Here is a 24048-nt window from a genome sequence, read left to right on the forward strand (position 1 = left end):
TTTTGTGGGGGTGGTATTGCGAAGCGCGGATCATGACCCAGGCTTACCGGTCTATCGGGTGACAGCGGGTTTTGACCGTTTTCGCTGGATGGGGCCTGCTTTGGCGGGCCTCGTATTTGTCTTTTTGCTGGCACCTTTTGCGGCGTTGATATTTGCGACGGACTGGCCTGATTTTCATTTTGCCGAGGGTGATCTTAGGGCAATCTGGACTTCCCTACTTTACAGCACTCTGGCGCTGATTATTTCCGTGCTGGCCGGCACCCCACTGGCCTGGTGGCTGGCGCGCGGGCAGGGGCGTGGCAAGTGGTTTTTTGATGCTCTGCTGATGTTGCCCCTGCTGACGCCGCCCCTGGCCTTGGGGATTTTGCTGAGTAGTTTTTATGGTCCTTATTCACCGGTAGGGAGCCTATTCAGCCACGCGGGCATCTACTTCACCAATACGGCTCCGGCGTTTATTCTCGCCCAGATTTATGGTGCCATGCCTTATTACATCATCGCAGCGCGGGCAGCTTTTGAAGGTGTTCCCCGCGAACTGGAGCAAATCAGCCGGACATTGGGGCGCAACCGATTTCAGACTTTTTGGCGGGTCACCTTACCGTTGGCGCGCATTGGTTTGTCAGCCGGGGTGGCCCTGGCCTGGGTACGGGCCATGGGTGAGTTTGGCATTGTGTTGATCGTGGCGTATTTTCCTGAGGGTATTCCGGTCAAATTGTGGGTCAATTTGCAAGACATCGGTCTCAGTGCAGTTTACCCCTTGCTGTGGATATTTTTTCTGGTGGCCGTGCCCTTGCCGCTCTGGATTGGTTTGCGCGCCCGGCGGCAGACGCAGGCCATGTTTTGAAGCAATCGGCGCCCGCCCTGCACATTCGTTGCCAGATGCAGCGGCCTCTTGCCCTGGATATAAGCTTGCAGGTAAGCGGTTTCACCGTACTCCTGGGGGTTTCCGGTGTGGGTAAATCGACGCTGCTGAAGGCCATTGCCGGTTTGCTCCCGGCCCAGGTCAATCCTTACGGAGATCTGGCGGTAGAGCAGCGTCCCATTGCTTATTTGCCCCAGGGCTATGCGCTTTTCCCACACCTACGGGCTTGGGAGAATGTCGCATTTCCCTTGCCGCGCTCTGCCCATCGCCGTGTGGATGCTTTGGGTTTGCTCCAACGGGTTGGTCTTGAAGATCTGGCGAATCGTTTTCCGTCTGAACTTTCCGGCGGCCAGAAACAGCGGGTAGCCCTGGCGCGGGCACTGGCACGAAAACCGCAATTATTACTCCTGGATGAGCCTACTTCAGCGCTGGATATGGCGACCCGGGACGAGGTGCTGGATGAACTGGTGCGGGAGGTTCACGAATTCGGGATTCCTGTACTGGCGGTCAGTCATGATCCGCATCTGGCGATGCTGGCGGACCATATGGCTATTTTGCGCGATGGCCGCATTGTCCAGGAGGGTGCCCCCAACGAAGTGTTTGCCCGGCCGCGTCATGTCGCTTCAGCCCGATTGCTGGGTTTCCGTAATTTTCTATCGGGTCGGGTGATTGACTCCGAAGATGAATCCCGTCTGCAGGTAGCAGGTTCCGATTGGCAGTTGCAGGCAAATTGGCAGGCTGGTCTGTCGGTGGGGACTTCAGTACAGCTGGTCTTACGCTCTGAGGATATCTACCTGCAAGAGGTGGGAGCAACGCATTTTTGTCCCAATCAGCTGTCTGTGCAGGTCAAGGCTTGCCGAAAAGAAGGTCTGAGCATACGCCTTTATCTGGAAGGTCCCGCTCCCCTGGAAATGTTGTTGCCCCGCCAACAGGCCGAAGCCGCACAGATTACTGTGGGAGACTTCCTCAAGGTCTGCGTGCAACCCAGGCATGTGCAGGTAATGACAGCAGAACAATTCAGCGGTTTTTGACAAAAGTCAAAACCCGGCCTCCTTCTGGTGCCAAATGGCCAGCACCGTCACCAGCGCGCCGCCGTCATAGCGATAGCGGACCACATACCCGCTGTCGCCAAACTCGATCAGCCATTCCCTGAATTCTTCCGACAAACCATCAACCGTGCGCCCAATATGCGGCTGGTGTCCAAGAACTTGCACGGATTGCACGATGGCGGCAGCAGCCCGTTTGGCGGCTGCCGGATTCTTCGGACGCAAAAATTCACGCAATCGCTCCAAGTCTCGCAAGGCGGCGGGCGCGAACTTTACTTGTGGCATGCCGGTGCAGTCTGCTCATTGTCGTCGCCCCACGTCTCCAGCCAGGCGATCACTTCTTCTCCAGTGGCGTGCAGGCCGGTTTCCTGATATTCCTCCCATGCCTTGAGCGTACCCTGCCGGAACGCCTCACGCTTTTCCTCGCGCTCTACATATTCCTCAATGGCCTGCCGCATCATCCAATGCGTTGTGCGGTGCCGGACATCGGCAAGATGCCGGATACGATCGCGTATATCATTATCCAGTTTCACAGATACAGTTTTTGCTGCAGTGGCTGGCATAGTTTACCTCCTGCTATCAGTAATAAGTGTTACCTTATTACACCTTAACGGCGAATGCCAAGGTCTTCCCGGTCGCAACGGTGCTGAGCCTGCCACCCCGGCATGTGCAGGTAATGACCGCAGAATAATTCGGCGGATTTTGACAAAAGCATATTTTCCCTTACTATATTGTAAGAAATATTTTTAAAGTAATACATCGAGGGATTCCATGCATTCTTCCACGTCATCCATGACCAGTAAAGGCCAGATCACCATCCCTAAAACTATTCGTGACCGACTGCATCTGGATCAGGGCGACAAGGTTGAATTTGTTTTTACAGAAAACAATGAAGTCCTGATCAAGCCTATGACCAAAAAAGTCGCTGATGTTGCAGGGAGATTGGGTACTTACAAAAAGGATTCAGCCGTTTCTCTGGAAACCATGCAGGAAGCCATCAAAAAGCGCATGAAGAATAATGCCGTATGAAAGCCCTGGATACGAATGTACTGGTAAGATTTTTAGTACAGGATGATCGGCAACAGGCAGAAACGGTCCGTCAGCGCCTGGAGGAGGCTGAAAGTGGGCAGGACGTGTTTTATATCAGTCTGCTGGTGGTTATGGAGCTCATCTGGGTGCTTGAAAGCGTTTATGAAGTTTCACGAAAAGACTTGCTGGATAGTTTGTCTGCGCTGCTGTCTATGCCGATTATGCGCTTTGAAAAGCAAGAACTTATGCGGACCTTTGTGCAAGCTGCAAGTGCGAACACTTTCGATCTGTCAGATCTGCTGATTGGCCTTGCAGCCCGGAATGCTGACTGCTCTGGCACGCTGACGTTTGATAAGAAAGCCGCCAAATCTCCTTATTTTGAGTGGATGGGTTGATTTGCCCCAAGCGATCATAATCCGTTGACAATGCTGCAGGAAAGGGTCAGAATCCGCAGCTTCAAATTTCAGCAGTAATCAGCTACGCAAAGACACGGAGAGTAAAACTTGGCGAATACAGCTCAGGCGCGCAAGCGCGTGTTACAAAACGAAAACCACCGCTTGCGCAATGCCAGCATGCGTTCACGCCTGCGTACCTACGTGAAGAAGGTACTCAAGGCCGTCCACGCTGGTAATCAGGAAGAAGCCCGCGTGGCCCTGCATGCCGCAGAATCGGTCATCGACAAGACTGCCGGTAAGGGTATCGTTCATCCTAACGCTGCTGCACGTACCAAGAGCCGCTTGTCTGCACGCGTCAAGGCAATGGGTAGCGTCGCCGCACACTGATTGCAGCGCGCTGTTGCTACTAAAGGGGGCTATCCAGTTGTGGGTGGCCCCTTTTGCGTGAGATCAGTTTTTACCCAGCATTTCCCGCAGGCGGGCAAAAGCCACGGCGGGGTCCAGGGTCTCTTCCTCGCTATCTGCACCCTGCCAGTCCAGATGTTCCTTGGGGATTTCCTGCAAAAAGCGAGAGGCCTTGGGATTGACGTCCTGACCATAGCGCCGCCGTTTGCGGCAGCGGCTGAGGGTCAGGCGGAAACGGGCGCGAGTCATTCCCACATAAAACAAGCGCCGCTCTTCGGCGATTTGTTCCGAGGTTTCACTGTTACGATGCGGCAGTAACTCCTCCTCCGCGCCCACCAGAAACACCTGGGGAAACTCCAGGCCCTTGGCGGCATGCAGGGTCGAAAGGCGCAGCACATCGCGGTCATCGTCTTCTTCCCGCTCCAGCAAATTAAACAGCATCAGCCGGTTGAGAATTTCTACCAGCGTTTGCGGGCCATCTTCGTGCTCCTGCAGGCGCTGCATCCAGGCCAGTAGTTCCTGAATATTCTCCCAGCGCCGGGCTGCATCTTTTTCATCCCCTTCATTGTGTAGATAGGGTAAATAGCCAATGTCATCGGGCAGGCTTTGCAGGGCCGGCATCAGTTCCGCTTTTTGGATTTCATCGGCTTTCAGATTGACCCATCCGGCAAAACTGCGCAGGGCGTTGCGGCCTTTTTCCGGCAGTTCCAGTCCATCTTCCCAAACCGCTGCAAACAGAGACAGATTCTGGGCCTTGGCAAACTCGCCAAGCTTTTCGAGGGTGCTGCTGCCAATACCCCGACGCGGGGTGTTGACCGCGCGCAAAAATGCCGGATCGTCATCGGGATTACTTAATAAACGTAAATACGCCAGAAAATCCTTGATTTCGCTGCGCTCAAAAAAAGACAGCCCACCGGAAATCTGGTAAGGCATGTGGGCATTGCGCAAAGCCGCCTCAAAAGGTCGGGACTGATGGTTGCTGCGATAAAGAATCGCATAATCCCGATACTCTCCCTGGCGCTGAAAACGGTCGCGGAGAATGGCGTTGACCACCTGTTCGGCTTCATCGTTTTCATCGGCGCAGTTCAACACCCGGATGGGATGACCATCGCCCAGGTTGCTCCACAGGCGCTTTTCAAAAAGATGGGGATTTTGCGCAATCACCGCATTGGCGGACTGGAGAATACGGCCGGTAGAACGATAATTCTGCTCCAGCTTGATGACTTTCAGGGCTGGATAATCCTGCGCCAGACGATGCAGATTGTCGGCTGCAGCCCCCCGCCAGGAATAAATACTCTGATCATCATCCCCCACAGCGGTCAGATTGTGACGCACGCCCAGCAAATTGCGGATCAGGCGATATTGGGCACCATTACTGTCCTGATACTCGTCCACCAGTAAATAACGGATACGATCCTGCCAGGCCAGGCGGGCTTCCTCGTTTTCCTGCAGCAGGCGGGTAGGGAGCAGAATCAGGTCATCCAGATCCACCGCATTACAGGCACTCAGGGCACGCTGATAGGGCTTGTAGATGGCCGCTGCTTCCTCCCCCAGCCGATCTTCCCCCTGCGCCTCCTGGGGCAGAAATCCATCATTTTTAAAGCGCGAAATGCGCGCCTGAATGGCTTCGGCCAGATCACTGGGACCATTGGCATCGCGCAGCAGATTGCGCACCATGCTAAGGCTGTCTCCCGGGTCAATGACGCTGAAATTATTGCGATAACCCAGACGTTCAATGTCCTTGCGCAAAATATCCAGACCCAGACGATGGAAGGTGGAAACCATCAGGCCCCGGCTGTTATGCCCCTGCAGGGATTGGCTGACCCGGCTTTTCATTTCGCGGGCGGCCTTGTTGGTAAAAGTCACCGCGCAAATATGTTTGGGGGCCACCTGTTGATCACGAATCAGATGCACAATTTTACGGGTGATGACCCGGGTTTTGCCGGAACCGGCGCCAGCCAGAACCAGCAAGGGGCCATGAACGTGGTGGACGGCCTCCAATTGTGGTGCATTAAGTGCATCAGCCACTGGTCAGTAGCCCCCGAAAATATCGAAAATCAGTGTTCGCTGACGGTTTTGCTGGAGGCTGCCGTGTTTGTTGCCGGCGGCGACTCGGCAAACCCGCCCTTATACGCCCACCAGATAATCACCGGGCCAAGAATAATCATCGGTACGGACAAGACCTGTCCCATGGTGAAAGGGCCAAACACAAAACCCAACTGAATATCGGGTTGGCGGGCAAACTCAGCCACAAAGCGGAAAATGCCGTAAAACAGCACGAACATGCCACCAATGGATCCGGCTGGGCGCGCTTTGCGGCTATAAATAGCCAGAATCAGAAACAACAACACCCCCTCCAGCAGAAATTCGTAAATCTGCGAAGGCTGGCGCGGTTGTGGTCCACCGGCAGGAAACACCATGGCCCAGGGCAGGTGGCTGACCCGACCAAACAACTGATCGTTGATGAAGTTCGCCAAACGTCCCAGCCCCAAACCAATGGGTACTGCCGGTGCAATAAAATCGAGGGTAGGCAGAAAACTGTGATCTTGATGAGACTTGGCAAACGCCCAGCAGGCCAGCACCACGCCCAGCAATCCGCCATGAAAGGACATGCCACCATCCCATATATACAGCATTTTGATGGGTTCACTGAGATAGTAGGGCAGGTTATACCATATAATGTAACCCACCCGGCCACCCAATATGGCCCCGACTGCCACATAAAATTCCAGATCGACAACCTGCTCCTTGCGCCAGTTCCAATGCGACATTTTGCCACGCCGGATCAACCACAGGGTCGCAATGACAAAGCTGATGATTTCAAGCAATCCATACCAGTGAATGGTAATGGGACCCAGGGGAAAACCAACGGTATTGATATCAGGAAAATGCAGCATGGGTGTCCTCACAATTTCCCGCAACCATGGCCGAGCCACTGCCTTCTGTCAAGTTGCTTGGCCTTTGTAATGGCATCGGCCCCGAGTGCGTCTGCGAGCGATTCAAGGCTGAGTTCGTGATGAAATCCGCTATTGCATCCAGATCACTCAATGCAGGATCAGTCCAGATTATTTCAACCATCGGCCAAGACGAGTTTTGGCCTCAGAATGGCTACTTACCCGGCCTTCCGCTACGGCGGCTTCCCCGCGTGCAATGCCTTCCAAAATGATCATGCGCTGTTGCAGCAAATCATAACTTTCCACATCCACCAGATAGGCACTGGGCAGACCGTGCTGGGTGATGAGAATAGATTCTTTATCCCGCATAATGTCTGAGAGAAGTGTTGTAGCCTGACGTTTCAAGGTGGTAACAAGTTCAGTACGCATAAAAGTGATACTATAGTTGCACTTGGCAAATGGCAAGCGACTGTTGTCATCGCCTTGAAGAGGATTGGATGGCATTAAGGAGGCAATAAAATGTTACTGCAGGTAGCCCATGAAAAGACGTTCTTTGAACGGGGTAAGAAAGTAGCCCGCGTAGCAGATGCCAGGCAACCCATTTCCGAAGATAAAGATTATTAGTTTTGAAGACCCCGCAGACTTGCTGCATCGTCGAGGAAAAACCATTGCCAGGTCATGGACGAAAGAAAGAAGTGCGGCCTGCTGCGCATTCGCTTCGTCTGGAGGCTGTATTAGCATAATGCGGATGATTGAGGCAGAATCTCGCTTTAAAGCCATTTAGAGGGGACCGTCATGGCAGAGAAGGTGGAAGTTATGGAGCTTCGTTGCCCTCCACGCGGACGAGTGAAGCCGCTCTGATGGCCAACCAACACGCTGTCATCGTCCTGGGAGCCGGCATAGTCGGCGTATCTATTGCTCTGCAGTTGCAGCTACGCGGCCGGCAAACCCTGCTGCTCGACCGCCAGGGACCGGGGGAGGGGACATCTTTTGGTAACGCTGGCCTGATTCAGCGTGAGGCCGTCATGCCGCACCCCTTTCCCCGCGCTTTGGCACAGATGGTGAGTTATGCCCGCAATCGTTCGACGGAAGCCTATTATCGCGGCACCATGCTGCCCCGTTTGGCTATTCCCTTTATGCAATACTGGTACAACTCTCAGGAAGAACGGCACAGGGTCATTGCCCGTCACTATGCGGCGCTGATCGCCCATTGCCTGGATGATCATCTGGCCCTGGCCGGACTGGCCGGGGTGACAAACCTGTTTCGTGCGGGTGGCTGGCTGCAGGTTCACACTCATGCAGAATCTCTGGATCATGCCCTACAGGAAGCCGCCTATAAGTCTGAGCACTTTGGGGTCACTTATGATGCACTGGATACGGCACAGGTGGCGCAGATGGAAGCCACTTTGCGCCCCGGTCTTGCAGGAGGTATTCACTGGACCCAACCGCTGGCCGTCACCGACCCCCACGCGCTGACTCGCGCCTATTTGAATTACTTTACCCAACTGGGCGGCGAGTTCCGCACGGGTAATGCTGAAAAAGTGCAAAAAGAACAAGCGGGATGGCGCGTGCAAAGCGCCCACGGTCCCATAGAAGCCGCCGAACTGGTGATTGCCCTGGGAGCCTGGTCGCCGGATATTACCCGCGCCCTGGGTTTTCATCCGCCGCTTTTCGTGAAACGGGGCTACCACATGCATTATCGCCAGCCCGCCACGCCGCTCTGCCACCCAGTTCTGGACGCCGATCAGGGTTATGTACTGGCCCCCATGCAAAGGGGCATTCGTCTGACGACTGGCGCAGAATTCGCCGACCGCGACGCGCCCCGTTCCGCCATTCCCCTGACCCGCGCCGAAGCACAGGCCCGGCGACTTTTACCCAGCCTCGGTGAACGCCTGGACCCGGAAGCCTGGCTGGGCTCACGCCCCTGCACCCCCGACATGCTTCCCATTATCGGCCCCGCCCCCGGCCAAAAAGGTCTCTGGTACGCCTTTGGTCACTGCCACCAGGGCCTGACCCTCGGCCCGACAACCGGACGCCTGCTGGCAGAAATGATGGGTGGCGAAACGCCGTTTACGGACCCGGAGCCTTATCGGGCGGAGCGGTTTGTGTAGATGCCATGGTGCTGAGCCGAGGTCCAGGTAACTGTCAGAGGGTTTCCCATGAGACCATATACCGGTGCATCTTTGTCCAGCGGGATTGACGCCCCTGCGGGGAGGTTCTAGCATCGCAGGCATGCAGATACAGGTAAATGGTGTGACCCGTGAGGTGCCTGAGCCAATGACGGTGCTGGCGCTACTGGCCGATTTGGGTTGGGCAGAGCGGCGGGTGGCGGTGGAGCGCAATGGCGAAATTGTGCCGCGCAGCACCCATGGCGAGGTCGTAGTTGCTGCGGGTGATCGTCTGGAAATCATTCAGGCGGTGGGCGGCGGTTAATGGTTGGCGCTGCGGCATCAATCCCTATTTTGAGGTGAGATAATGACCATACATAAAGATCCCCTGGTGATCGCGGGGCGTGCGTATCAGTCCAGATTGTTAGTGGGTACGGGTAAGTACAAAGATTTTGCAGAAACCCGGGCGGCTGTAGATGCGGCCGGGGCGGAAATCATTACTGTGGCGTTGCGGCGGGTAAATCTTGGTCAGGATCGCGATGCACCCAATTTGCTGGAGGCTTTGCCTCCGGATCAATTTACCATTCTTCCTAATACGGCGGGCTGTTATACCGCTGAAGACGCGGTGCGTACCTGTCGTCTGGCCCGTGAACTGGGCGACTGGAAACTGGTCAAGCTGGAAGTGATTGGCGATCCTCAGACCCTTTATCCAGATATGCGGCAAACCTATGAAGCGGCCAAAACCCTGGTTGCCGAGGGCTTTGAGGTGATGGTGTACAGCATGGATGATCCGGTAGCCTGCAAGGCCTTTGCGGAAATGGGCTGTGTGGCGGTGATGCCGCTGGCGGCACCTATTGGTTCGGGGTTGGGGATTCGCAATCCGTACAATCTGCGCATTATTCTCGAACAGGCGACGGTGCCGATTTTGGTGGATGCGGGGGTGGGTACGGCTTCGGATGTGGCGGTGGCCATGGAACTGGGTTGTGACGGGGTGCTCCTGAATACGGCTATTGCCGCCGCCAAGGACCCGATATTGATGGCGGAAGCCATGCGTTTGGGTGTGGATGCCGGGCGCAAGGCGTTTTTGGCTGGCCGGATGCCGCGCAAGCTCTACGCCAGCGCCAGCAGTCCGGTGGAAGGAACCTTCTTTGAGTAGCAATGACGCGCTGGAAATCGCCCGTAGTGCCGCGCTGGACCACCATTATCTGGAGCAGGTGGAACTGCTGGTCATGGGTTCTGTCCCCGGTAGTCCCATTCCGGATTATGCTGATGATTGGGAAGAGGCAGAGCGTCTGATTGCCCGCCTTGGCGACCAGGGGGTAGGGGTGCGTCTGGAGTTTATGTCCGACGAAAACGGTCAGCGCTGGCATGTATATATGGACTGGCAGGAACCCACCAGTCATGAGTGGCAATTGACGGAAGTGGAAGAACCCACCGCCGCCCAGGCTGTTACCCGGGGGGCGCTGGTTTGGTATTACCAGCAGGAAATGGCTGCAGCCAGTGCCCAGCCTCCCGATGGTTGGGCGTATTTTGAGGTGGTGGAGCGTTTAGGCATGGCCCGTGACATGCTCGCCCGTTCTCTGGACGATCATCCGGTGCTGGCCGAAGAAGAAGCGTTGATGGCCCGTTATCAGGAGTTGCTGGAGAAGTTTTCTGCACTTTTTGAACTGGCCAACCAGATGCTCGATCAGCGTTTGGGCGCTCCATCCCGCAGTACCATGCACTAATCCCTCATGCATATTCATGTCCTCGGTATTTGCGGGACTTTCATGGGCGGAGTGGCCTTGTTGGCGCGTGCCGCCGGTCATCAGGTAACGGGTTCTGATACCCATACTTATCCACCCATGAGCGACCTGCTGGCCCGCGAGGGGATTGTGGTGCATGAAGGGTATGACCTCGCACAGCTCAATCCCGCGCCTGATCTGGTTATTATTGGCAACGCCCTGTCCCGGGGAAACCCCTGTGTTGAGGCGGTGCTAGATCGGCAAATTCCTTATGATTCCGGCCCGGCCTGGTTATCGCGGGAGATTCTGGCCAGTCGCTGGGTGCTGGCGGTGGCGGGCACCCACGGAAAAACCACCACAACTTCCATATTGACCTGGATTTTGCAGGAAGCGGGACTCAATCCGGGCTTTCTGATTGGTGGCGAAGCACTGAATTTCGGGATTTCGGCGCGGCTTACCGATAGCCCGTTTTTTGTGATTGAGGCCGACGAGTACGATACGGCCTTTTTCGATAAGCGTTCCAAATTTGTGCATTATCATCCGCGTACGCTGATACTGAATAATCTGGAATATGATCATGCCGATATATTTCCAAATCTGGAGGCCATCATCACCCAGTTTCATCATTTGCTGCGGACAGTGCCCGGTAAAGGCGCGTTGATCGTCAACGCGGCGGCACCCGCTTTGCAGCAAGTGCTGGACAAGGGCTGCTGGACGCCGGTGCAGCGTTTTTCTGGCGGGGGTGATTGGCAAGTGCAACTGGAGAGTCTCGATGGCAGGCGCTTCGGTATTGTGGAGCAGGGGCAGCGGCGTGGACAGGTTGAATGGGATACGGCAGGGGTTTTTAATGCCGAAAATGCCCTGGCGGCCGTGCTGGCGGCCCGTCATGCCGGGGTCCCCATCGACGTGGGCATAGCCGCCTTGCGCAGTTTTCGGGGGGTGCGTCGGCGTCTGGAATTACGGGGCACCGCTGCCGGGGTGTCGGTGTATGATGATTTTGCTCATCATCCCACCGCTATTGCGGCGACCATTGCCGCCTTGCGCGGGCAGATGGGCGCTTCCGGTCGTTTGATTGCCGTACTGGAGCCGCGTTCTAACACCATGAAGCTGGGGATACATCAGCAGACTTTGGCGGACAGCCTGCAGGGGGCGGACCGTGCTTTTGTTTTTGCCCCTGCCGATATAGGCTGGGATGTTCGCGCTGCCCTGGCGGGAACTGCGCAAGTTTCCCCGGACATGGATGACCTGCTGCAGCAGATTCTTGACGAATTACAGGCCGGAGATCAGGTTCTGGTCATGAGTAACGGGGCTTTTGCGGGCATTCATGGGCGTTTGTTAGCGGCGCTGGCGCGCCGAGATGCCGGCATAACAGGAGAAATATAATGGCAGAACAAAGTCCGCAGGACCGTATTTGTGTGGCGATGACGGGTGCTTCGGGGGCAGCTTACGGTATGCGTCTGGTGGAGGTTTTGCTGACTGCCGGGATTCAGGTGTATCTGCTGATTTCCGACGCGGCGCGGGTGGTCTGCAAGGAAGAGCTGGGGCTGGATTTGCCGGAAAAGCCCGAGGGTATCACCCGGCTTCTTAATACTCATTTTGGGACCGAGCCCGGTCTTTTGTCTGTTTATGCGCCTCATGACTGGTATTCCCCCGTCGCTTCAGGCTCCAATGCGCCCCGCGCCATGGTGATTTGCCCTTGCTCGGGAGGCACCCTGGCGGCTATTGCCCATGGTTTGTCTGATAATCTGACAGAACGCGCGGCGGATGTCATGCTCAAGGAATGCCGCAAGTTGGTGCTGGTCCCCCGGGAAAGTCCGGTTTCGACCATTCATCTGGAAAATATGCTGAGTCTGGCGCGCATGGGGGTGCGGATTTTGCCGGCCAGTCCGGGTTTTTACCATCGTCCCCAGCGTATTGAAGATTTGGTGGATTTTATGGTTGCGCGAGTGCTGGATCAGATTGGTGTACCAAACCAGATTGGTCGTCGCTGGGGAGAGTAGGCAGCTTGCCGGTGGCGCGGAGGCTGTTGAGTAATCTTTCGCCGCGTTCCCCATGGAAAAATGCCTGAATATAGGGATGGTCGACGGCCTGCACTGCATTGAGCGGACCCACGGTCAGTACCTTGTGGTCGGCAAGTACCGCCACCCGGCTGGCCGTGGCTGCGAGACTGTCCAGATCATGACTGACCATGACCACGGTAAAGCCGATATCTGCATGAACCTGCCGCAGCAGTGCATCAAAATCCGAGGCGGCAATCGGATCCAACCCCGAGGTGGGCTCGTCCAGAAAGAGAATTTCTGCTTCCATGGCTAGCGCCCGCGCCAGTGCCACGCGCTTGATCATGCCGCCCGAAAGCTCGGCGGGCAGCTTCCAGGCATCTTTGGGCTGAAGCCCGACCATTTGTAATTTTAGGGCCACCAGATCATTGATTTCGGTGCGGGTCAGGTGTCCCCATTCGCGCAGGGGAAAGGCAATATTTTCGAAAACGGTCAGGGCGCTGAACAGGGCACCTTGCTGGAAAAGTACGCCCCAGCGTTGGCGCAGGGCAATTTGTTCGCGCAGGGTCAGGGTTTGCGGGTTTTTACCGAGTATGGTCAGCTTGCCATCGGCAATGGGGACCAGGCCCATCATGGCCCGCAACAAAGTGGTTTTGCCGGTGCCACTACCACCAACAATGGCGAGGATTTCACCGCAGTGGACTGTCAGGTCCAGATTGCGGTGAATCCAGTAGTCTCCGAAGCGGGTACCAATTTTTTCCATGATGATGGCATCAGGCCGTTCCATCAACTGATCCCCGTATTGGCAAATACCAGCGCAAGAATCGCGTCAATGAGAATCACCAGAGTGATGGAGAACACCACAGAATTGGTGGTTTCCCGACTCAGGCTGGTGGTGTTGGGCTTGACTTTCAAGCCATGAAAACCGGCAATCCAAGCAATTAGTATGCCGAAAACCGCGCCTTTGATGATACCCAGCCATAAATTGAAACTGGGAACGGCAACGGGCATTTCCTGAATGAAAAAGTGGTAACTGATGCCCAGGTTGGCCTTGGCGACCAACATGGCGCCGAGTATCCCCACCATGTCTGTCCACAACACCAGCAACGGAACCACCAAGGCCAGGGCGATGACCTTGGGTAACACCAGGCGACGTATGGGGGGAATGCCAAAGGTGCGCAGGGCATCCAGTTCTTCGGTGACGCGCATGGCTCCGATCTGGGCGGTAAACGCCGATCCCGATCGACCGGAAAGAATGATCGCTGTAATCAACGGTCCAAACTCCCGCAAAATACTCAGACCGGCAATATTGACGATGTATATGTTGGCCCCGTACTGGGCCAGAGTGGAAGCCGACTGAAAGGAAATCACCACCCCGATCAAAAAGCCGATGAGCGTTAAAATTGGCAGGGAACTGGGGCCGGTGCTGACAATGGTGGCGGATATTTCCCGCCAGGGAAAGCTGCTGGGATGTCGCAAGCCGCGCCCGAATTCGAGCAGTAACGCACCCATCAACAAAAAAATACCCCAAAGATCACGGCCGATTTCGACAATAAAAGCACCGAGAGCGTCTAAAAGCTGAAAAGGGCGGCGCGGAGGATGCGTCAAAGGTTGTAAATCGGCCAGTCGGGTGAATATGGCCTGATGTAGATCGTTCAATTGTATTTTTTCGGGGAAACGGTTTCCCCAGGCCTGCCAGAGCAACAGCGCACCGGCACTATCCAGTGCTTCCAGGTTGCGTAAATCCCAGAGCAGGTCGGCGTGAATGTTGCCCAGCAATTTCTGTTGTTGGGCAAAGCTGCCGCCGAGACGACGCAGAGTCCAGCGACCGCTCAGGATAATGGTCTGCTCCTGAATCTGCCAGCGAGGCTCTTGGGGATTATGGTCGGTCATGCGCGATATGGGCTTTTATCGGATATTCCTTGGGTTATACTCAGTTGCTTGGATCTGCTGGAGTGGACTGATGGGTATTGTTACACGAAGTGCTGGCTTCTCCCAAAGTTTTTGGCGTTGGCCTTTGCTGGTGATGGCCGCCTTGCCGTTGACGGCTTGCAGTGCCTTTCCGGCGCATTCGCCGCAAGTGCAACTGGAAAGTATTCATCCCCAGTCGGTAGGTTTGGTCTCGCAGACTTTTACCCTGGACCTGAAAATCAGTAATCCTAACAGCAGCGCCTTGCGTGCCAAGGCCGGAGAGGCGCGTTTGTTGGTGCAAAACCGGCAGGTGGCTTATGGCCTGCTGAATAAGCCTGTGCAGGTTCCGGCGTATGGAAGTAGCGTGGTTTCCATTCCGGTTACGGGTAATTTGCTACCCGTGTTGGGTGAACTGGGCAGTGTCGACAGTCAGGGGGGGCTGCCCTATGCCGTCAAGGGTTATCTGGTAACAGGACCTTTTGACAGCCGGATTCCTTTTACGGTGACCGGGTCTTTACATTTGCCTCTGGCTTCGAGTTCCAGCGCAGTCGCGCCTTGAGCGCCAGGTGATCGGACAGGGGTTCGCCAATACTTTCAATTTCGGTGAATTCCAGGTCCGGGCTACAGAAAATATGGTCAAAGGAAAAGCGTGGAGACCAGCTCGGAAAGGTGGGCGGGTTCCAGGGCGGCGCCTGTAGCCCGCTTTCGGCCAGGAGCAGGCGGATTTCCGGGGAGCGGGCGGTGCAGTTGAGGTCGCCCATGAGAATGAGGTGGCGGCGCTGGCGCAGGCGTTGCGCGAGATCACGGATTTGACTGAAACGGGCGTGACGACTGAGACCCAGATGGGTGATGACGACAGTCAGAGGCCGACCATTGATTTCGGTGCTGGTTTCCAACATGCCCCGACCTTTCATGAAACTCGGCAGAGTATGCGGTTCACTGCGGGCAATGGGCCAGCGCGAGAGGACGCTGTTACTGTGCTGGGCCAGCTCGCCAAAATCACGGGTGCGTTGCTGCGCCCAGTAGGGAAAGTGTGCCCGTTCTGCCAAAAAACCGGCCTGATTCACATACTGGCTGCGAAACGAGCCGGCATCTACTTCATTCAGGCCGACAACATCTGCTTCCGAAAGAATTTCGGCAATGCGTTCTAGATTGCGCAGGCTTTGGCCGTGCGGCATCACATATTTCCAGCCATGGAGCAGCATGTGCCGGGCACGATGAGAGCCAATACCCACCTGAATATTGAAGGACATGACCGAAAATCCATTGTCTTCAGTCATTTTCCAGCTCGATGATTTTTTCCTGCCAGCCTTGTCCGGCTTTCCGGGCATAGGCGCGCAAGACAATTACTCCACGGATGTCGGTTGCCAGGCGGATTTGGTAGGGTGGATCAAAGGGGCTCAGGGGCTTTTCGGGCAAAGTGTTGTAAGGTTCCTGAGGAGCCGCTGCATAGCAGGCAAAAAGTGTTTCGCCCCGGCGGGTCAGCAGATCCAGCGCCATGCCGCGCTGTTCGGCACTAACCGGGTAAACGGAGCAGGGACGTTCTTGTAAGGCGCCCACCAGTCCTTGTCCAGCGCCGGACTGCAGATCGCCGAGCAGGGCGTTGGCCAGAGTGCGGGGTAAAACCAAGGAGTTCATGCGCAAACTCCGCTACAAACCCCACAGGCTGGGTCACGGCGCAGTTGCACCTGACGCCATTGCCAGTGGCGGGCGTCGACCAGCAGGAGTTGTCCGCTTAGAGGGGAGTTATGACCGCTGAGCAGACGAATAGCCTCAACGGCCTGCATGCTGCCGAGAATGCCCAGTAGAGGACCCAGCACCCCGTTGCGGGAGCAGGTGTCTTCGCTATTTTCTTCGCCTTGTTCTGGATACAGGCAGGCATAACAGGCGGTATTCGGGTCGCGGAAATCAAATACACTGAGCTGCCCCTCCCAGCGAATGGCAGCGGCACTGACCAGCGGTACGCGAGCCTTGCGACAGGCGCGGTTGATGGCGTGGCGGCTGTTAAAATTGTCGCTGCAATCCAGAACCAGATCATGGGTTTCCAGAGCGCTGCCCAGCGATTCGCTGCTGGCGTTTTCGGTCCAGGCACTCACCCGGATATGGGGATTCATGGCCAGCAGTCGTTCACGGGCGGCGCTGGCTTTGGGCCGTCCCAGGTCCGCTTCGGTGTAAAGAATCTGACGTTGCAGATTACTGATTTCTACAATGTCCCCATCGCAGAGGGTCAGTTGTCCAATTCCTGCTGCAGCCAGATACTGTGATGCCGGGCAACCCAGTCCGCCCATGCCGATGATCAGTACCCGACTTTGCTGCAGACGTTTTTGTCCTTCGAGGTCAATTTCCGGCAGGAGAATCTGTCGGGAGTAACGCATTAGGGCGGCATCATCCAGGGAGTCAGTCATTGTTGAAGTCATAGTCAATGTCATTTTCTTCTACAGACATTCCCGGTACCGGCCGGTAATAGCCCTGCTGGCGCTCCAGACGCATGTGATAACGTTCGCGGATAGCATCCAGCATCCAGAGAATCTCGCTGGGATGCCCGGCATGTTCGCCATGTAGCAAATGGCGCAAATACAGACTGTCCGGGTCAACCTTGACCAGCAGCGGCATGGGTAAATCCAGAGGGATGATATGATGATGAACAACCCATTCAATGGGTGTCGGCGGCGAGCTGGGAGGAATCCGCGCATCTACCCGGAAATGCCCGCCACCACCAGGCTGTTCCAGCAGCTCCTTGAAATATTGATCCGGAAAACCGCGATGGACGATGAGGGTGCGCCCATTAAAACGGTTCAGAAATTGTTCTTGCAGGAGTAGATGCGGAATAGAATTTGGCATGCCTTTAGTGTAGCAATGGAAGGCATTATCGGCCACCATAGCCGGTCATTTCCAGATAACCCTGACCCAGTGGTTTTCCCTGGCTGATGGCGCGCACGGCCCCTTCCCAGTAAATAGTGCCGCTGCTGTGGCTGGCATCAAATTCCTGGTTGTCCATCAGGGGCACAATGGAAAATTTCTGTTCCCCGACGTGAATCTGCCAACGTACTGGATAACGGATGCCCGTCCGGCTGGATTTCCACCAGCCCGTAGCCTGCATCTGAATTTGCCCGGCGTGGAAATAGTGCACCCGACCATCTGCGCTGCGTTCCGTGGCCGACAGCCAAAGCGGGCTACCATCGGCACGGCGCATCATGAACAGCATGAGCGCAGCGCCATGGTGCAGGTTCAGTCCTAGCCAGTCCCAGCCTACGGCAGCTTTCGGCAAGTATGCGGCAGACCATTCATGATCGAGCCAGGCTTCGCCATGAACAGCATGACTATGTCCTTTGATGGTTACGTCACCACTGACCTGCAGATGCGGAATACTGTAGTAATAACTGGCATTTTTGGGGTCAGGACCCTTCTGACTAATGCCGTGCGGCCCTTCGGGTAGTGCGGGCTGGGTTGTTTTGAAATGAAGCCGATAGCCCATTTTTTTATCTTGAATGACTGCTCGATAGCCGGATGGGGTTTGTTGCAGAAACCAGTGACGAATCCAGTCCCGGGTATGGTTTTGATCCGCACCCGCCAAACCCAGACCGGAGCGGGCGATACGTTGTGCAGTCAGTAAGTGCCCGACGGTTGGATCGCTGATGGCGGCTTCGGCAAATATCAGCTGACGCGTATTGAATGCACTGGGGTTTGCCCAAATCTTGGCGGGGCGTACGCGAAAAAAGGTCAACTGAAAACCCAAAGGATGTCCTGAACGGTCCTTGAGCCAGCCGGTGATATACCACCATTCGATAGGGAAATTAGGATGGCTGCCGTAGGCATTGGGAAAATGCAGAGGATTTTGTGCAGACACCGCAACATGGGGCGGGCTTTGCAGGGGGAGTACATGGGGCGGCAGGGTGGCTGCAGCTGCTGAAGCACTGTGTAAAGCAATCAGCAGGATTACGACCCAAAGCCCCCATAATCTGACCAGGCTCCGGCATGCTGTAGAGAACCATCGCTTAATCATCACGTAATACCGCCGGGCTGTTGCGCAAGGTGCGATGTCCCGCAAAAATCATGGTAGCGGTGCTCGCTATCCATAAAATGATGCTGAGTATTCCCAATAATAACCATGGCGGCTGAAAACCCATGTGCCAGTGAAAAGATTCCGGATTAACGACCGCAATTAAAATTACGCTGATGGCAATGCCCAGGCTGCCACCAATAAGAATACCGGCGAATGAAAGCATGCTGCCCTCGGCAAAAAGCAGGGCCAGCAGGTCACGATGGCGCAGCCCCAGATGTCGAAGCATGGCAAATTCATTGCGGCGCATCAGAGTTTGCGCACCAAAGCCACTGCTTACTCCCAGCAGACCAATAATCATGGCTACGGCTTCCAGCGCATAAGTTGCGGCAAAACTCTGATTAAAAATCTGCAGACTACGGTGGCGAATTTCCCTGGGCGTAGCAATAAGTAATTGCCGACTTTTTGCGATGCTTTGGTGCAACTGCGCGAGCGCGGCAGAGACTGGCACATGCGGTTGTAACCAGAGTGCTACGCCATTGATGCCTTTGTCATGGGACCAGTGTTGATATTCTTGCAGCGGGATGGAAATGGATCCTTGCTGGTAGGCGTAGTCGCGATAAATGCCGGCAATGCTGACGGTCCGAAGTTGTCCGCCCAGAGGAATCCGGATGTTCTGGCCCGGATGCCAGGCGCTGATGCCAGCCAGAATATCCGAAATCCATACGGGCGGTGCGTTCAGCGTATGGATAGGAACAGACTGGAGTATTTGTAGTTCCCGACCGGGGTCTTGCAGGTTCATACCGCGCGCCAGCAACATGATGGGAGGATGACCAGGTAATAAATTCAATGGAATGCGGCGCAACGGTGAACAATGGCGAACATCTGAAAGTGTGCACAGGGATTGTGCGGTTCCGGAAGGGAGTAATGCGTCCTGATTGCTTCCCGCCTGCACATACAAATCCGCCCGCAGGATGTCACCAAGCCAGTTGGCCACTGAATCACGAAACGAGCCGACCATAATGGCCATGGCTACCACCAGACTGAAGGCTACTACGACGGCGGCCAGGCTTTGCGCAGCGCGCCCCGGAGCGCCACGTAATTGCAACAGGGCCAGGCGCCAGAGACTGCTTTGAGGTAAGGGGATTAACTGGACGATAAGGCGCAGCAACGGAGCCAGCAAGAAGAGTAGGGCGAACAGCAGGCAGGCAATAGCGCCATAAGCCAGATAGGGAATGCCATGAATAGCTGGTGCCAGAGCTCCTCCCAGCGCCATGATCAGCAGCAGAAAGCCGATGCGTGGATGTTGGCGATGGAGATGACTTTGTTCTTCTGCGCCAGCACGCAAGGCTTGGGCCGGAATGGCACGACTGGTTTCCCATGCGGGTAAAAAGGCACCTATCAGCGCTGCACCCATCCCAGCCGCAAAAAATATACTCATGAGTAATGGATGCCAATGTAATTGTAGGGCTGCGCTACTGAAATATCCTGCGCCCAAATCTCCGCCAAGATGCACCAGAGCCAATCCGGCGGTCATAACCCCCAGTGGTAATCCCAGCAGTGCACCTGGCACGCCGAGCACCACGCCCTGCAGCATGACCGCCATAATGATCTCGCGCTGGCGCAAACCCAATACCCGCAAAAGGGCCAGTTGCTGGCGCTGGCGCACGACCCCCATAGCCAGGGTGGCATACACCAGAAACGCCCCGGTAAATAAAGCCACCAGAGAGAGTACCAACAGATTGACGCGATAGGCTCTTGAAGCATCTGCTGCTACCCGACCCTGCTGAGCGGGACTTTCGAGAACCGCTCCGGGGGGTAGCAGTGGCCGCCACTGCTCTTCAAAAGCCTGATTGCTGGTTCCGGGTTGCAGGCGCAAAGCGACTTGATTGATTTCATTGCCACGGCCCCATAACCATTGAACCGCAGCAATATCCATGACGCCCATTACCCCTATGCCTGGAACTTCTGGAAGCGTGCCGATTACCTTGAGGCGGCGCGGTATTCCGTCCGCATTGACGGTAATGAAATCTCCTAGATGAGCATCTAATGCCTGCATGGCCGGGGGGCTGAGGGCAATATTCAGAGGGTTCTGCAGAGCCAGAGGGCTACGTACATTCAAGGGGATCAGGGGTTGTCCCATTCTGGCTGCCTGAAAGGCGTCGATTCCCAGAATCTGAAGAGGTTGTTTGTGTGCGGGTTGAATGAGGGTCGCTTGCAAATGGATTTCGGGCGCGGCTGCTGCTACGTTGGGTGCTAGGCTCAGGCGTGCATACCAGGCGTTATTAAAACCTGGACCCGGAGCGTTGAGGGTCAGATCTGCCTGACCCGCCATATGGCGAAGCCCCGCCGAAAAATCACTGACCGCCTGCACATTGATGAGCGCAATGGCCAAGCCCAAAGCCACCCCCAAGGCAATGCCGATCATGGCCAGAACGGTAGCACCTGGACGTTGTCGCAGGGGGCGCCAGACCGCAGCCCGCCAAGGAATACGCATCATCACAGGGCGTGAAATCCCTGGGCATCAAAGTGCAGTTTGCGCTGCGCCTGGTTGGCTGCGGCCTCAGAATGGGTGACCAGCAATACAGCCGGTCCTTCTGCTTCCAGGGCGGTGTAGAGCAAATTCATGACCGATTCGGCCGATTCTGCATCGAGGCTGCCCGTTGGTTCATCAGCCAGAATCAGGGAGGGACGATGCACAATCGCCCGGGCAACGGCGACTCTTTGCATTTCGCCGCCGGAAAGCTCCCTGGGCCAGGCCTGCAGTCTTCCGTAAATACCCAGCTGCTCGGCAAGTTGCTGAATACGCTGTGGGAGGTCCTTGCGTGGTAGACCATTGAGACGCCAGGGCAGGGCGATATTTTCAGTAACATTTAATTGCGGAATCAAATGGAAGGCTTGAAACACAAAACCCATATGACGGCGGCGGAGCAGAGTGCGGCTGTCATCATCCATAGTGTTGAGTGCCTGATTCCGAAAATGCATTTGTCCGCCATCCGGTCGTTCCAGGCCGGCGATAATGTGCAGAAGGGTGCTTTTGCCGACGCCGCTTTCTCCCATGATGGCCACAAAGTCTCCCGAACTCACCTCCAAATTAGCTTCACGGAACAACCATTTGTCGTTGCTGCCGGGGAGTCGTTTGGCTAAATCCTTCAAGACCAGAAGTGCGGTCACTGGAATTATCTCCATTGTCAGGGATAAGTAATTTACCACAAGCTGTGGAATAGTTGTCAGACGCTCAAAATCCGGGAAAATTCGTTTGTCTGTAGACTTTGACCTCAGACCAGACAACAGGGTATTATCCGCCTACCGGAGAGATGGCCGAGCGGCTGAAGGCGCTCCCCTGCTAAGGGAGTATGGGGCTAAACACTCCATCGAGGGTTCGAATCCCTCTCTCTCCGCCACTACTTTGTTGTAACTGTCTCGAATCCACCATAATGGGATGGATCTTCCTGTGAAGTATTTTTGTTAATAATGATACCGAACTGAAATGATGACGAGTTCTTCTGGCGTGTTGCGATAAATCAGACGGTTTACGTCGTCTATGCGTCGTGACCAGTACCCGGAAAGGTTTTCTCTTAGTGGTTCAGGTTTGCCGAGGCCGGAATGAGGGTTCCGCAGGCAATCCTGCAGCAGCAAATTTATTCTACGCAGGGTTTTCCGGTCCTGTCCCTGCCAGTATTGGTAATCCTCCCATGCGGCCAGCGTCTAGCAAATGCGTTCAGCCATCTTTTAAACGATGGGGTTTGGTGTTTCCCGCCTGATCCTGAGCAATGGACTGGGCCAGATGTGCGGCATTAGCTGGCGAGCGGAGCAGATGAACCGTCTCCATCAGGCTGTCAAAATGTTCCTGGGACAGTAGAACCGCATTGGCGGATCCGCGTCGGGTAATGATTGTGACATCGGCATCTGCCGCCGCGCGGTCCATCACTTCCTTGAGATGGCTGCGCGCCTCCGAATAACTGACTATGTGCATGGTTGCTTTCCGATTCGTACAATATACAGTACAAGATTAGGCGGTTGTGGGATATTCGTCCAGCGGTTTCTGCCCGGCACACAGGCAAATCAAAGCCCCAGTGCCGAATTCTTCATTGAACGGAAGCCGCCATAAATTGTCTACTGGACGATAGAGATCTACCGTTTTTTTTACCAATCGTGCCAATGGGTTCAACCTGGAAAGCAGCAGATATATTATGAGCGAAGATTCGCATTATGCCGAAGCACGGGCATTACTCAGACTTCTTTTGATCAGTGGCGCTATAACATTGAGTAGCGCTGCCATCTTGGTAGTGGCATGGTGGTGCTGGAAGTAAAATCACAGCTTGTTATGCTTTCATCCGCGCCCACGCATCCAAAATGGCTCCAGCGATTCACCCGGGAATTGATGATCTGCGTCATAAGCTGGCTGAGTCAGTAGTGGTGCAACATAGCTCCACCATCTCCAAACCAGAGGGCATTTAAGATGGTTTCACGTTTAGCCATGTGCAGCCTTGGCCCAGTCCCGATTAAATTGCGCCTGCAGCTCGGATACTGGTCGGCCATTCAGCAATAATCCCATTTCCCGATTAGCCTCAAGTGAAGTCTCTGTGAAATTCTCGGAGCCTATAAATGCCTCATTTCCGGATATGACTGCCTTTGAATGGATATAAATCGGCTTCACTGGCATGAGGCGCACCTGAACCCCATGTGCCCGCAGAAAGGCTACATCCTGCTTATCCTGGGCATTGATACTGGCGGGCAGGATTACTTTGGCCAGAGAGCCTTTTTGGGCAATAGCATTCAGTGTCGGGCGATATGGACCCATTTCCTCGCTTTCGATTTCTATCGGACCTGGTTGCTGGATGACGCCGATGATCTGTGCGGCAGACGTGCGCGGCGAAAGAACCAGAACGCGATGCGCATAGGCCGGTGCGTGGCGATTATTCCAGTCTGCATTGAAAACAGCGTTGGCGGCCTTGACTACGGCAGGATCTTTCGTGACATACAAATACTCCCGATTGCGATGAAAAGCACTCCAGTCAAAATTAGTCGTACCAATCTCGCATTCATAGTCTGAACAGGCGACCTTTTCATGGAGAAAAGCATAGTGATCCCCATGACTGGTAAAGCGGTAAGGAGCCAGGTGCAGCGTGGCCCCTGTCGCCTCGATCTCCCGTTCTTCCTTGCGAACCTGCCAAGGCTTCATGCCATAAGGCTTACCCTCAATGATAACGCGCACATCCACACCGCGCGCATGGGCGGCTTTCAATGCCTGGAGAATAGGGCGGTCGGAGAGATAATAAACCCCGACGCTGACCGCGTGATGGGCCGATTGTATAAGCTGCACAATCGGTGCGGGTCCAGCATGGGGTTCAACATAAAGAGGCATTAAAGCCCACCATGATACTTGAATGACATTTCACTACACTGTGGGCAGACAAAGACCTGCACCTTCAGCTTTTTCTCGAAGGCTTCCTCACCATCATCGGCCATCTGCCCGGCGATCATGCCCAAAGCGGCACCACCCAGACCCGTTAAACCTCCCATACGAATGCCATGTGCGCCCATATCTTGCATGGGTGTCTGACAGCATGGGCAAGTGGCGTTTTGCTGTTCCTGGGGTTTTTCTCCAAATCCAAAAATGGTATGACTCCTTTTTTGCTGGTCTGCGGAAAAATGTCGGTAATCGGGATATGCCACG

At 55.2% G+C, this 24048-nt stretch carries 30 protein-coding genes and 1 tRNA gene; 13 read left to right on the forward strand and 18 right to left on the reverse strand.

All coding sequences use genetic code 11. The annotated features are described in order from the left end of the window. Positions 1-16: 16 nt before the first annotated feature. Both HJG40_RS05895 and HJG40_RS05900 read left to right on the forward strand, forming a co-directional pair. Complete coding sequence (locus tag HJG40_RS05895) at positions 17-841, forward strand: ABC transporter permease (RefSeq protein WP_226857238.1); 825 nt, start codon at positions 17-19, stop codon at positions 839-841. After that, entirely contained in the window at positions 760-1890 is a 1131-nt protein-coding gene (locus HJG40_RS05900; protein ID WP_368355878.1) for an ABC transporter ATP-binding protein, read from the forward strand. Before HJG40_RS05895 ends, HJG40_RS05900 begins: the two co-directional genes overlap by 82 nt. Positions 1891-1896: 6 nt before the next feature. On the opposite strand, the gene HJG40_RS05905 is transcribed toward HJG40_RS05900, so the two are convergent. After that, positions 1897-2190, reverse strand: coding sequence for a type II toxin-antitoxin system RelE/ParE family toxin (locus HJG40_RS05905; protein WP_215863329.1), 294 nt, complete (start codon positions 2188-2190; stop codon positions 1897-1899). Then, positions 2178-2468: a CopG family ribbon-helix-helix protein gene (locus HJG40_RS05910; protein WP_215863330.1), complete on the reverse strand. Its 291-nt coding sequence runs from the start codon at positions 2466-2468 to the stop codon at positions 2178-2180. The genes HJG40_RS05905 and HJG40_RS05910 overlap by 13 nt, the downstream gene beginning before the upstream one ends. 208 nt (positions 2469-2676) lie before the next feature. Here HJG40_RS05910 and HJG40_RS05915 point away from each other — a divergent pair, with 208 nt between their 5' ends. The 3 genes from HJG40_RS05915 to rpsT all read left to right on the forward strand — a co-directional run bounded on the left by HJG40_RS05915 (position 2677) and on the right by rpsT (position 3716). Further along, complete coding sequence (locus HJG40_RS05915) at positions 2677-2934, forward strand: AbrB/MazE/SpoVT family DNA-binding domain-containing protein (RefSeq protein ID WP_215863331.1); 258 nt, start codon at positions 2677-2679, stop codon at positions 2932-2934. Further along, positions 2931-3329, forward strand: coding sequence for a type II toxin-antitoxin system VapC family toxin (locus HJG40_RS05920; protein WP_215863332.1), 399 nt, complete (start codon positions 2931-2933; stop codon positions 3327-3329). The genes HJG40_RS05915 and HJG40_RS05920 overlap by 4 nt, the downstream gene beginning before the upstream one ends. A gap of 108 nt (positions 3330-3437) precedes the next feature. Next, entirely contained in the window at positions 3438-3716 is a 279-nt protein-coding gene (gene rpsT, locus HJG40_RS05925) for a 30S ribosomal protein S20 (RefSeq protein ID WP_010638638.1), read from the forward strand. 63 nt (positions 3717-3779) lie between these two features. On the opposite strand, the gene HJG40_RS15365 is transcribed toward rpsT, so the two are convergent. The 3 genes from HJG40_RS15365 to HJG40_RS05940 all read right to left on the reverse strand — a co-directional run bounded on the left by HJG40_RS15365 (position 3780) and on the right by HJG40_RS05940 (position 7057). Then, on the reverse strand, positions 3780-5762 hold the full coding sequence (locus tag HJG40_RS15365; RefSeq protein WP_215863333.1) for a UvrD-helicase domain-containing protein: 1983 nt from the start codon (positions 5760-5762) through the stop codon (positions 3780-3782). 29 nt (positions 5763-5791) lie between these two features. Continuing rightward, the gene (gene lgt / locus HJG40_RS05935) at positions 5792-6631 is read right to left on the reverse strand and encodes a prolipoprotein diacylglyceryl transferase (protein ID WP_215863334.1); all 840 of its coding nucleotides are present in this window, start codon (positions 6629-6631) and stop codon (positions 5792-5794) included. Between the two features lie 168 nt (positions 6632-6799). Continuing rightward, the gene (locus HJG40_RS05940) at positions 6800-7057 is read right to left on the reverse strand and encodes a type II toxin-antitoxin system prevent-host-death family antitoxin (RefSeq protein WP_215863335.1); all 258 of its coding nucleotides are present in this window, start codon (positions 7055-7057) and stop codon (positions 6800-6802) included. A 398-nt stretch (positions 7058-7455) separates the two neighbouring features. Between HJG40_RS05940 and HJG40_RS05945 the strand changes: the two genes are divergently transcribed. From HJG40_RS05945 to HJG40_RS05970, 6 genes are all read left to right on the forward strand, one after another. Then, positions 7456-8739 carry an NAD(P)/FAD-dependent oxidoreductase gene (locus tag HJG40_RS05945; protein WP_226857239.1) on the forward strand — a complete coding sequence of 428 codons (1284 nt, stop codon included), beginning with the start codon at positions 7456-7458 and terminating at the stop codon, positions 8737-8739. Between the two features lie 121 nt (positions 8740-8860). Further along, positions 8861-9061 (forward strand): sulfur carrier protein ThiS, encoded by a 201-nt coding sequence (gene thiS / locus HJG40_RS05950; protein WP_215863336.1) that lies wholly within the window; start codon positions 8861-8863, stop codon positions 9059-9061. A gap of 48 nt (positions 9062-9109) precedes the next feature. After that, positions 9110-9892, forward strand: coding sequence for a thiazole synthase (locus HJG40_RS05955; protein ID WP_024893537.1), 783 nt, complete (start codon positions 9110-9112; stop codon positions 9890-9892). Then, the gene (locus HJG40_RS05960) at positions 9885-10463 is read left to right on the forward strand and encodes a hypothetical protein (protein WP_215863337.1); all 579 of its coding nucleotides are present in this window, start codon (positions 9885-9887) and stop codon (positions 10461-10463) included. The genes HJG40_RS05955 and HJG40_RS05960 overlap by 8 nt, the downstream gene beginning before the upstream one ends. 6 nt (positions 10464-10469) lie before the next feature. Then, entirely contained in the window at positions 10470-11843 is a 1374-nt protein-coding gene (gene mpl / locus HJG40_RS05965; RefSeq protein ID WP_215863338.1) for a UDP-N-acetylmuramate:L-alanyl-gamma-D-glutamyl-meso-diaminopimelate ligase, read from the forward strand. Continuing rightward, positions 11843-12460, forward strand: a complete 618-nt coding sequence (locus tag HJG40_RS05970) for a UbiX family flavin prenyltransferase (protein WP_215863339.1) — start codon at positions 11843-11845, stop codon at positions 12458-12460. Before mpl ends, HJG40_RS05970 begins: the two co-directional genes overlap by 1 nt. Here HJG40_RS05970 and HJG40_RS05975 read toward each other — a convergent pair. Further along, entirely contained in the window at positions 12393-13244 is an 852-nt protein-coding gene (locus HJG40_RS05975) for an ABC transporter ATP-binding protein (RefSeq protein WP_215863340.1), read from the reverse strand. The two genes, HJG40_RS05970 and HJG40_RS05975, sit on opposite strands and share 68 nt — an antisense overlap. Beyond that, the gene (locus HJG40_RS05980; protein ID WP_215863341.1) at positions 13244-14350 is read right to left on the reverse strand and encodes an ABC transporter permease; all 1107 of its coding nucleotides are present in this window, start codon (positions 14348-14350) and stop codon (positions 13244-13246) included. Before HJG40_RS05980 ends, HJG40_RS05975 begins: the two co-directional genes overlap by 1 nt. Before the next feature lie 70 nt (positions 14351-14420). On the opposite strand from HJG40_RS05980, the gene HJG40_RS05985 reads away from it, so the two are divergent. Further along, positions 14421-14927: an LEA/WHy family protein gene (locus HJG40_RS05985; RefSeq protein WP_215863342.1), complete on the forward strand. Its 507-nt coding sequence runs from the start codon at positions 14421-14423 to the stop codon at positions 14925-14927. On the opposite strand, the gene HJG40_RS05990 is transcribed toward HJG40_RS05985, so the two are convergent. Genes HJG40_RS05990 through HJG40_RS06020 form a run of 7 tightly spaced genes read right to left on the reverse strand, consistent with a single transcriptional unit; the run spans position 14866 to position 21542 of the window. Then, positions 14866-15648 (reverse strand): endonuclease/exonuclease/phosphatase family protein, encoded by a 783-nt coding sequence (locus HJG40_RS05990; protein ID WP_215863343.1) that lies wholly within the window; start codon positions 15646-15648, stop codon positions 14866-14868. The two genes, HJG40_RS05985 and HJG40_RS05990, sit on opposite strands and share 62 nt — an antisense overlap. Next, complete coding sequence (locus HJG40_RS05995; protein ID WP_215863344.1) at positions 15641-16006, reverse strand: hypothetical protein; 366 nt, start codon at positions 16004-16006, stop codon at positions 15641-15643. The genes HJG40_RS05990 and HJG40_RS05995 overlap by 8 nt, the downstream gene beginning before the upstream one ends. Then, positions 16003-16773 (reverse strand): HesA/MoeB/ThiF family protein, encoded by a 771-nt coding sequence (locus HJG40_RS06000; protein WP_215863345.1) that lies wholly within the window; start codon positions 16771-16773, stop codon positions 16003-16005. The genes HJG40_RS05995 and HJG40_RS06000 overlap by 4 nt, the downstream gene beginning before the upstream one ends. Then, positions 16766-17209 carry a hypothetical protein gene (locus HJG40_RS06005; RefSeq protein ID WP_215863346.1) on the reverse strand — a complete coding sequence of 148 codons (444 nt, stop codon included), beginning with the start codon at positions 17207-17209 and terminating at the stop codon, positions 16766-16768. The genes HJG40_RS06000 and HJG40_RS06005 overlap by 8 nt, the downstream gene beginning before the upstream one ends. Positions 17210-17234: 25 nt before the next feature. Beyond that, complete coding sequence (locus HJG40_RS06010) at positions 17235-18371, reverse strand: lipocalin-like domain-containing protein (protein WP_215863361.1); 1137 nt, start codon at positions 18369-18371, stop codon at positions 17235-17237. After that, entirely contained in the window at positions 18364-20868 is a 2505-nt protein-coding gene (locus tag HJG40_RS06015; protein ID WP_215863347.1) for an FtsX-like permease family protein, read from the reverse strand. The genes HJG40_RS06010 and HJG40_RS06015 overlap by 8 nt, the downstream gene beginning before the upstream one ends. Beyond that, the gene (locus HJG40_RS06020) at positions 20868-21542 is read right to left on the reverse strand and encodes an ABC transporter ATP-binding protein (protein WP_215863348.1); all 675 of its coding nucleotides are present in this window, start codon (positions 21540-21542) and stop codon (positions 20868-20870) included. Before HJG40_RS06020 ends, HJG40_RS06015 begins: the two co-directional genes overlap by 1 nt. Positions 21543-21679: 137 nt before the next feature. Between HJG40_RS06020 and HJG40_RS06025 the strand changes: the two genes are divergently transcribed. Continuing rightward, positions 21680-21772, forward strand: a tRNA-Ser gene (locus HJG40_RS06025). Between the two features lie 64 nt (positions 21773-21836). On the opposite strand, the gene HJG40_RS06030 is transcribed toward HJG40_RS06025, so the two are convergent. The 4 genes from HJG40_RS06030 to HJG40_RS06045 all read right to left on the reverse strand — a co-directional run bounded on the left by HJG40_RS06030 (position 21837) and on the right by HJG40_RS06045 (position 24047). Next, positions 21837-22073, reverse strand: coding sequence for a Txe/YoeB family addiction module toxin (locus HJG40_RS06030; protein ID WP_215863362.1), 237 nt, complete (start codon positions 22071-22073; stop codon positions 21837-21839). A gap of 16 nt (positions 22074-22089) precedes the next feature. Further along, complete coding sequence (locus HJG40_RS06035; protein WP_215863349.1) at positions 22090-22344, reverse strand: type II toxin-antitoxin system Phd/YefM family antitoxin; 255 nt, start codon at positions 22342-22344, stop codon at positions 22090-22092. A gap of 498 nt (positions 22345-22842) precedes the next feature. Then, positions 22843-23736 (reverse strand): phospholipase D-like domain-containing protein, encoded by an 894-nt coding sequence (locus HJG40_RS06040; protein ID WP_215863350.1) that lies wholly within the window; start codon positions 23734-23736, stop codon positions 22843-22845. Further along, the gene (locus HJG40_RS06045; protein ID WP_226857242.1) at positions 23736-24047 is read right to left on the reverse strand and encodes a hypothetical protein; all 312 of its coding nucleotides are present in this window, start codon (positions 24045-24047) and stop codon (positions 23736-23738) included. Before HJG40_RS06045 ends, HJG40_RS06040 begins: the two co-directional genes overlap by 1 nt. Between the last annotated feature and the right edge of the window lies 1 nt (position 24048).

The organism is Acidithiobacillus concretivorus (genome assembly GCF_018853445.1).
Classification (GTDB): domain Bacteria; phylum Pseudomonadota; class Gammaproteobacteria; order Acidithiobacillales; family Acidithiobacillaceae; genus Acidithiobacillus; species Acidithiobacillus concretivorus.

Coding starts and splice junctions, on each gene's coding strand:
- HJG40_RS05905 (WP_215863329.1), bottom strand. CDS start 2,190: ATGCCACAAGTAAAGTTCGCGCCCGCCGCCTTGCGAGACTTGGAGCGA.
- HJG40_RS05910 (WP_215863330.1), bottom strand. CDS start 2,468: ATGCCAGCCACTGCAGCAAAAACTGTATCTGTGAAACTGGATAATGAT.
- HJG40_RS05915 (WP_215863331.1), top strand. CDS start 2,677: ATGCATTCTTCCACGTCATCCATGACCAGTAAAGGCCAGATCACCATC.
- HJG40_RS05920 (WP_215863332.1), top strand. CDS start 2,931: ATGAAAGCCCTGGATACGAATGTACTGGTAAGATTTTTAGTACAGGAT.
- lgt (WP_215863334.1), bottom strand. CDS start 6,631: ATGCTGCATTTTCCTGATATCAATACCGTTGGTTTTCCCCTGGGTCCC.
- HJG40_RS05940 (WP_215863335.1), bottom strand. CDS start 7,057: ATGCGTACTGAACTTGTTACCACCTTGAAACGTCAGGCTACAACACTT.
- thiS (WP_215863336.1), top strand. CDS start 8,861: ATGCAGATACAGGTAAATGGTGTGACCCGTGAGGTGCCTGAGCCAATG.
- mpl (WP_215863338.1), top strand. CDS start 10,470: ATGCATATTCATGTCCTCGGTATTTGCGGGACTTTCATGGGCGGAGTG.
- HJG40_RS05970 (WP_215863339.1), top strand. CDS start 11,843: ATGGCAGAACAAAGTCCGCAGGACCGTATTTGTGTGGCGATGACGGGT.
- HJG40_RS05975 (WP_215863340.1), bottom strand. CDS start 13,244: ATGGAACGGCCTGATGCCATCATCATGGAAAAAATTGGTACCCGCTTC.
- HJG40_RS05980 (WP_215863341.1), bottom strand. CDS start 14,350: ATGACCGACCATAATCCCCAAGAGCCTCGCTGGCAGATTCAGGAGCAG.
- HJG40_RS05985 (WP_215863342.1), top strand. CDS start 14,421: ATGGGTATTGTTACACGAAGTGCTGGCTTCTCCCAAAGTTTTTGGCGT.
- HJG40_RS05990 (WP_215863343.1), bottom strand. CDS start 15,648: ATGACTGAAGACAATGGATTTTCGGTCATGTCCTTCAATATTCAGGTG.
- HJG40_RS05995 (WP_215863344.1), bottom strand. CDS start 16,006: ATGAACTCCTTGGTTTTACCCCGCACTCTGGCCAACGCCCTGCTCGGC.
- HJG40_RS06000 (WP_215863345.1), bottom strand. CDS start 16,773: ATGACTGACTCCCTGGATGATGCCGCCCTAATGCGTTACTCCCGACAG.
- HJG40_RS06005 (WP_215863346.1), bottom strand. CDS start 17,209: ATGCCAAATTCTATTCCGCATCTACTCCTGCAAGAACAATTTCTGAAC.
- HJG40_RS06010 (WP_215863361.1), bottom strand. CDS start 18,371: ATGATTAAGCGATGGTTCTCTACAGCATGCCGGAGCCTGGTCAGATTA.
- HJG40_RS06015 (WP_215863347.1), bottom strand. CDS start 20,868: ATGATGCGTATTCCTTGGCGGGCTGCGGTCTGGCGCCCCCTGCGACAA.
- HJG40_RS06035 (WP_215863349.1), bottom strand. CDS start 22,344: ATGCACATAGTCAGTTATTCGGAGGCGCGCAGCCATCTCAAGGAAGTG.
- HJG40_RS06040 (WP_215863350.1), bottom strand. CDS start 23,736: ATGCCTCTTTATGTTGAACCCCATGCTGGACCCGCACCGATTGTGCAG.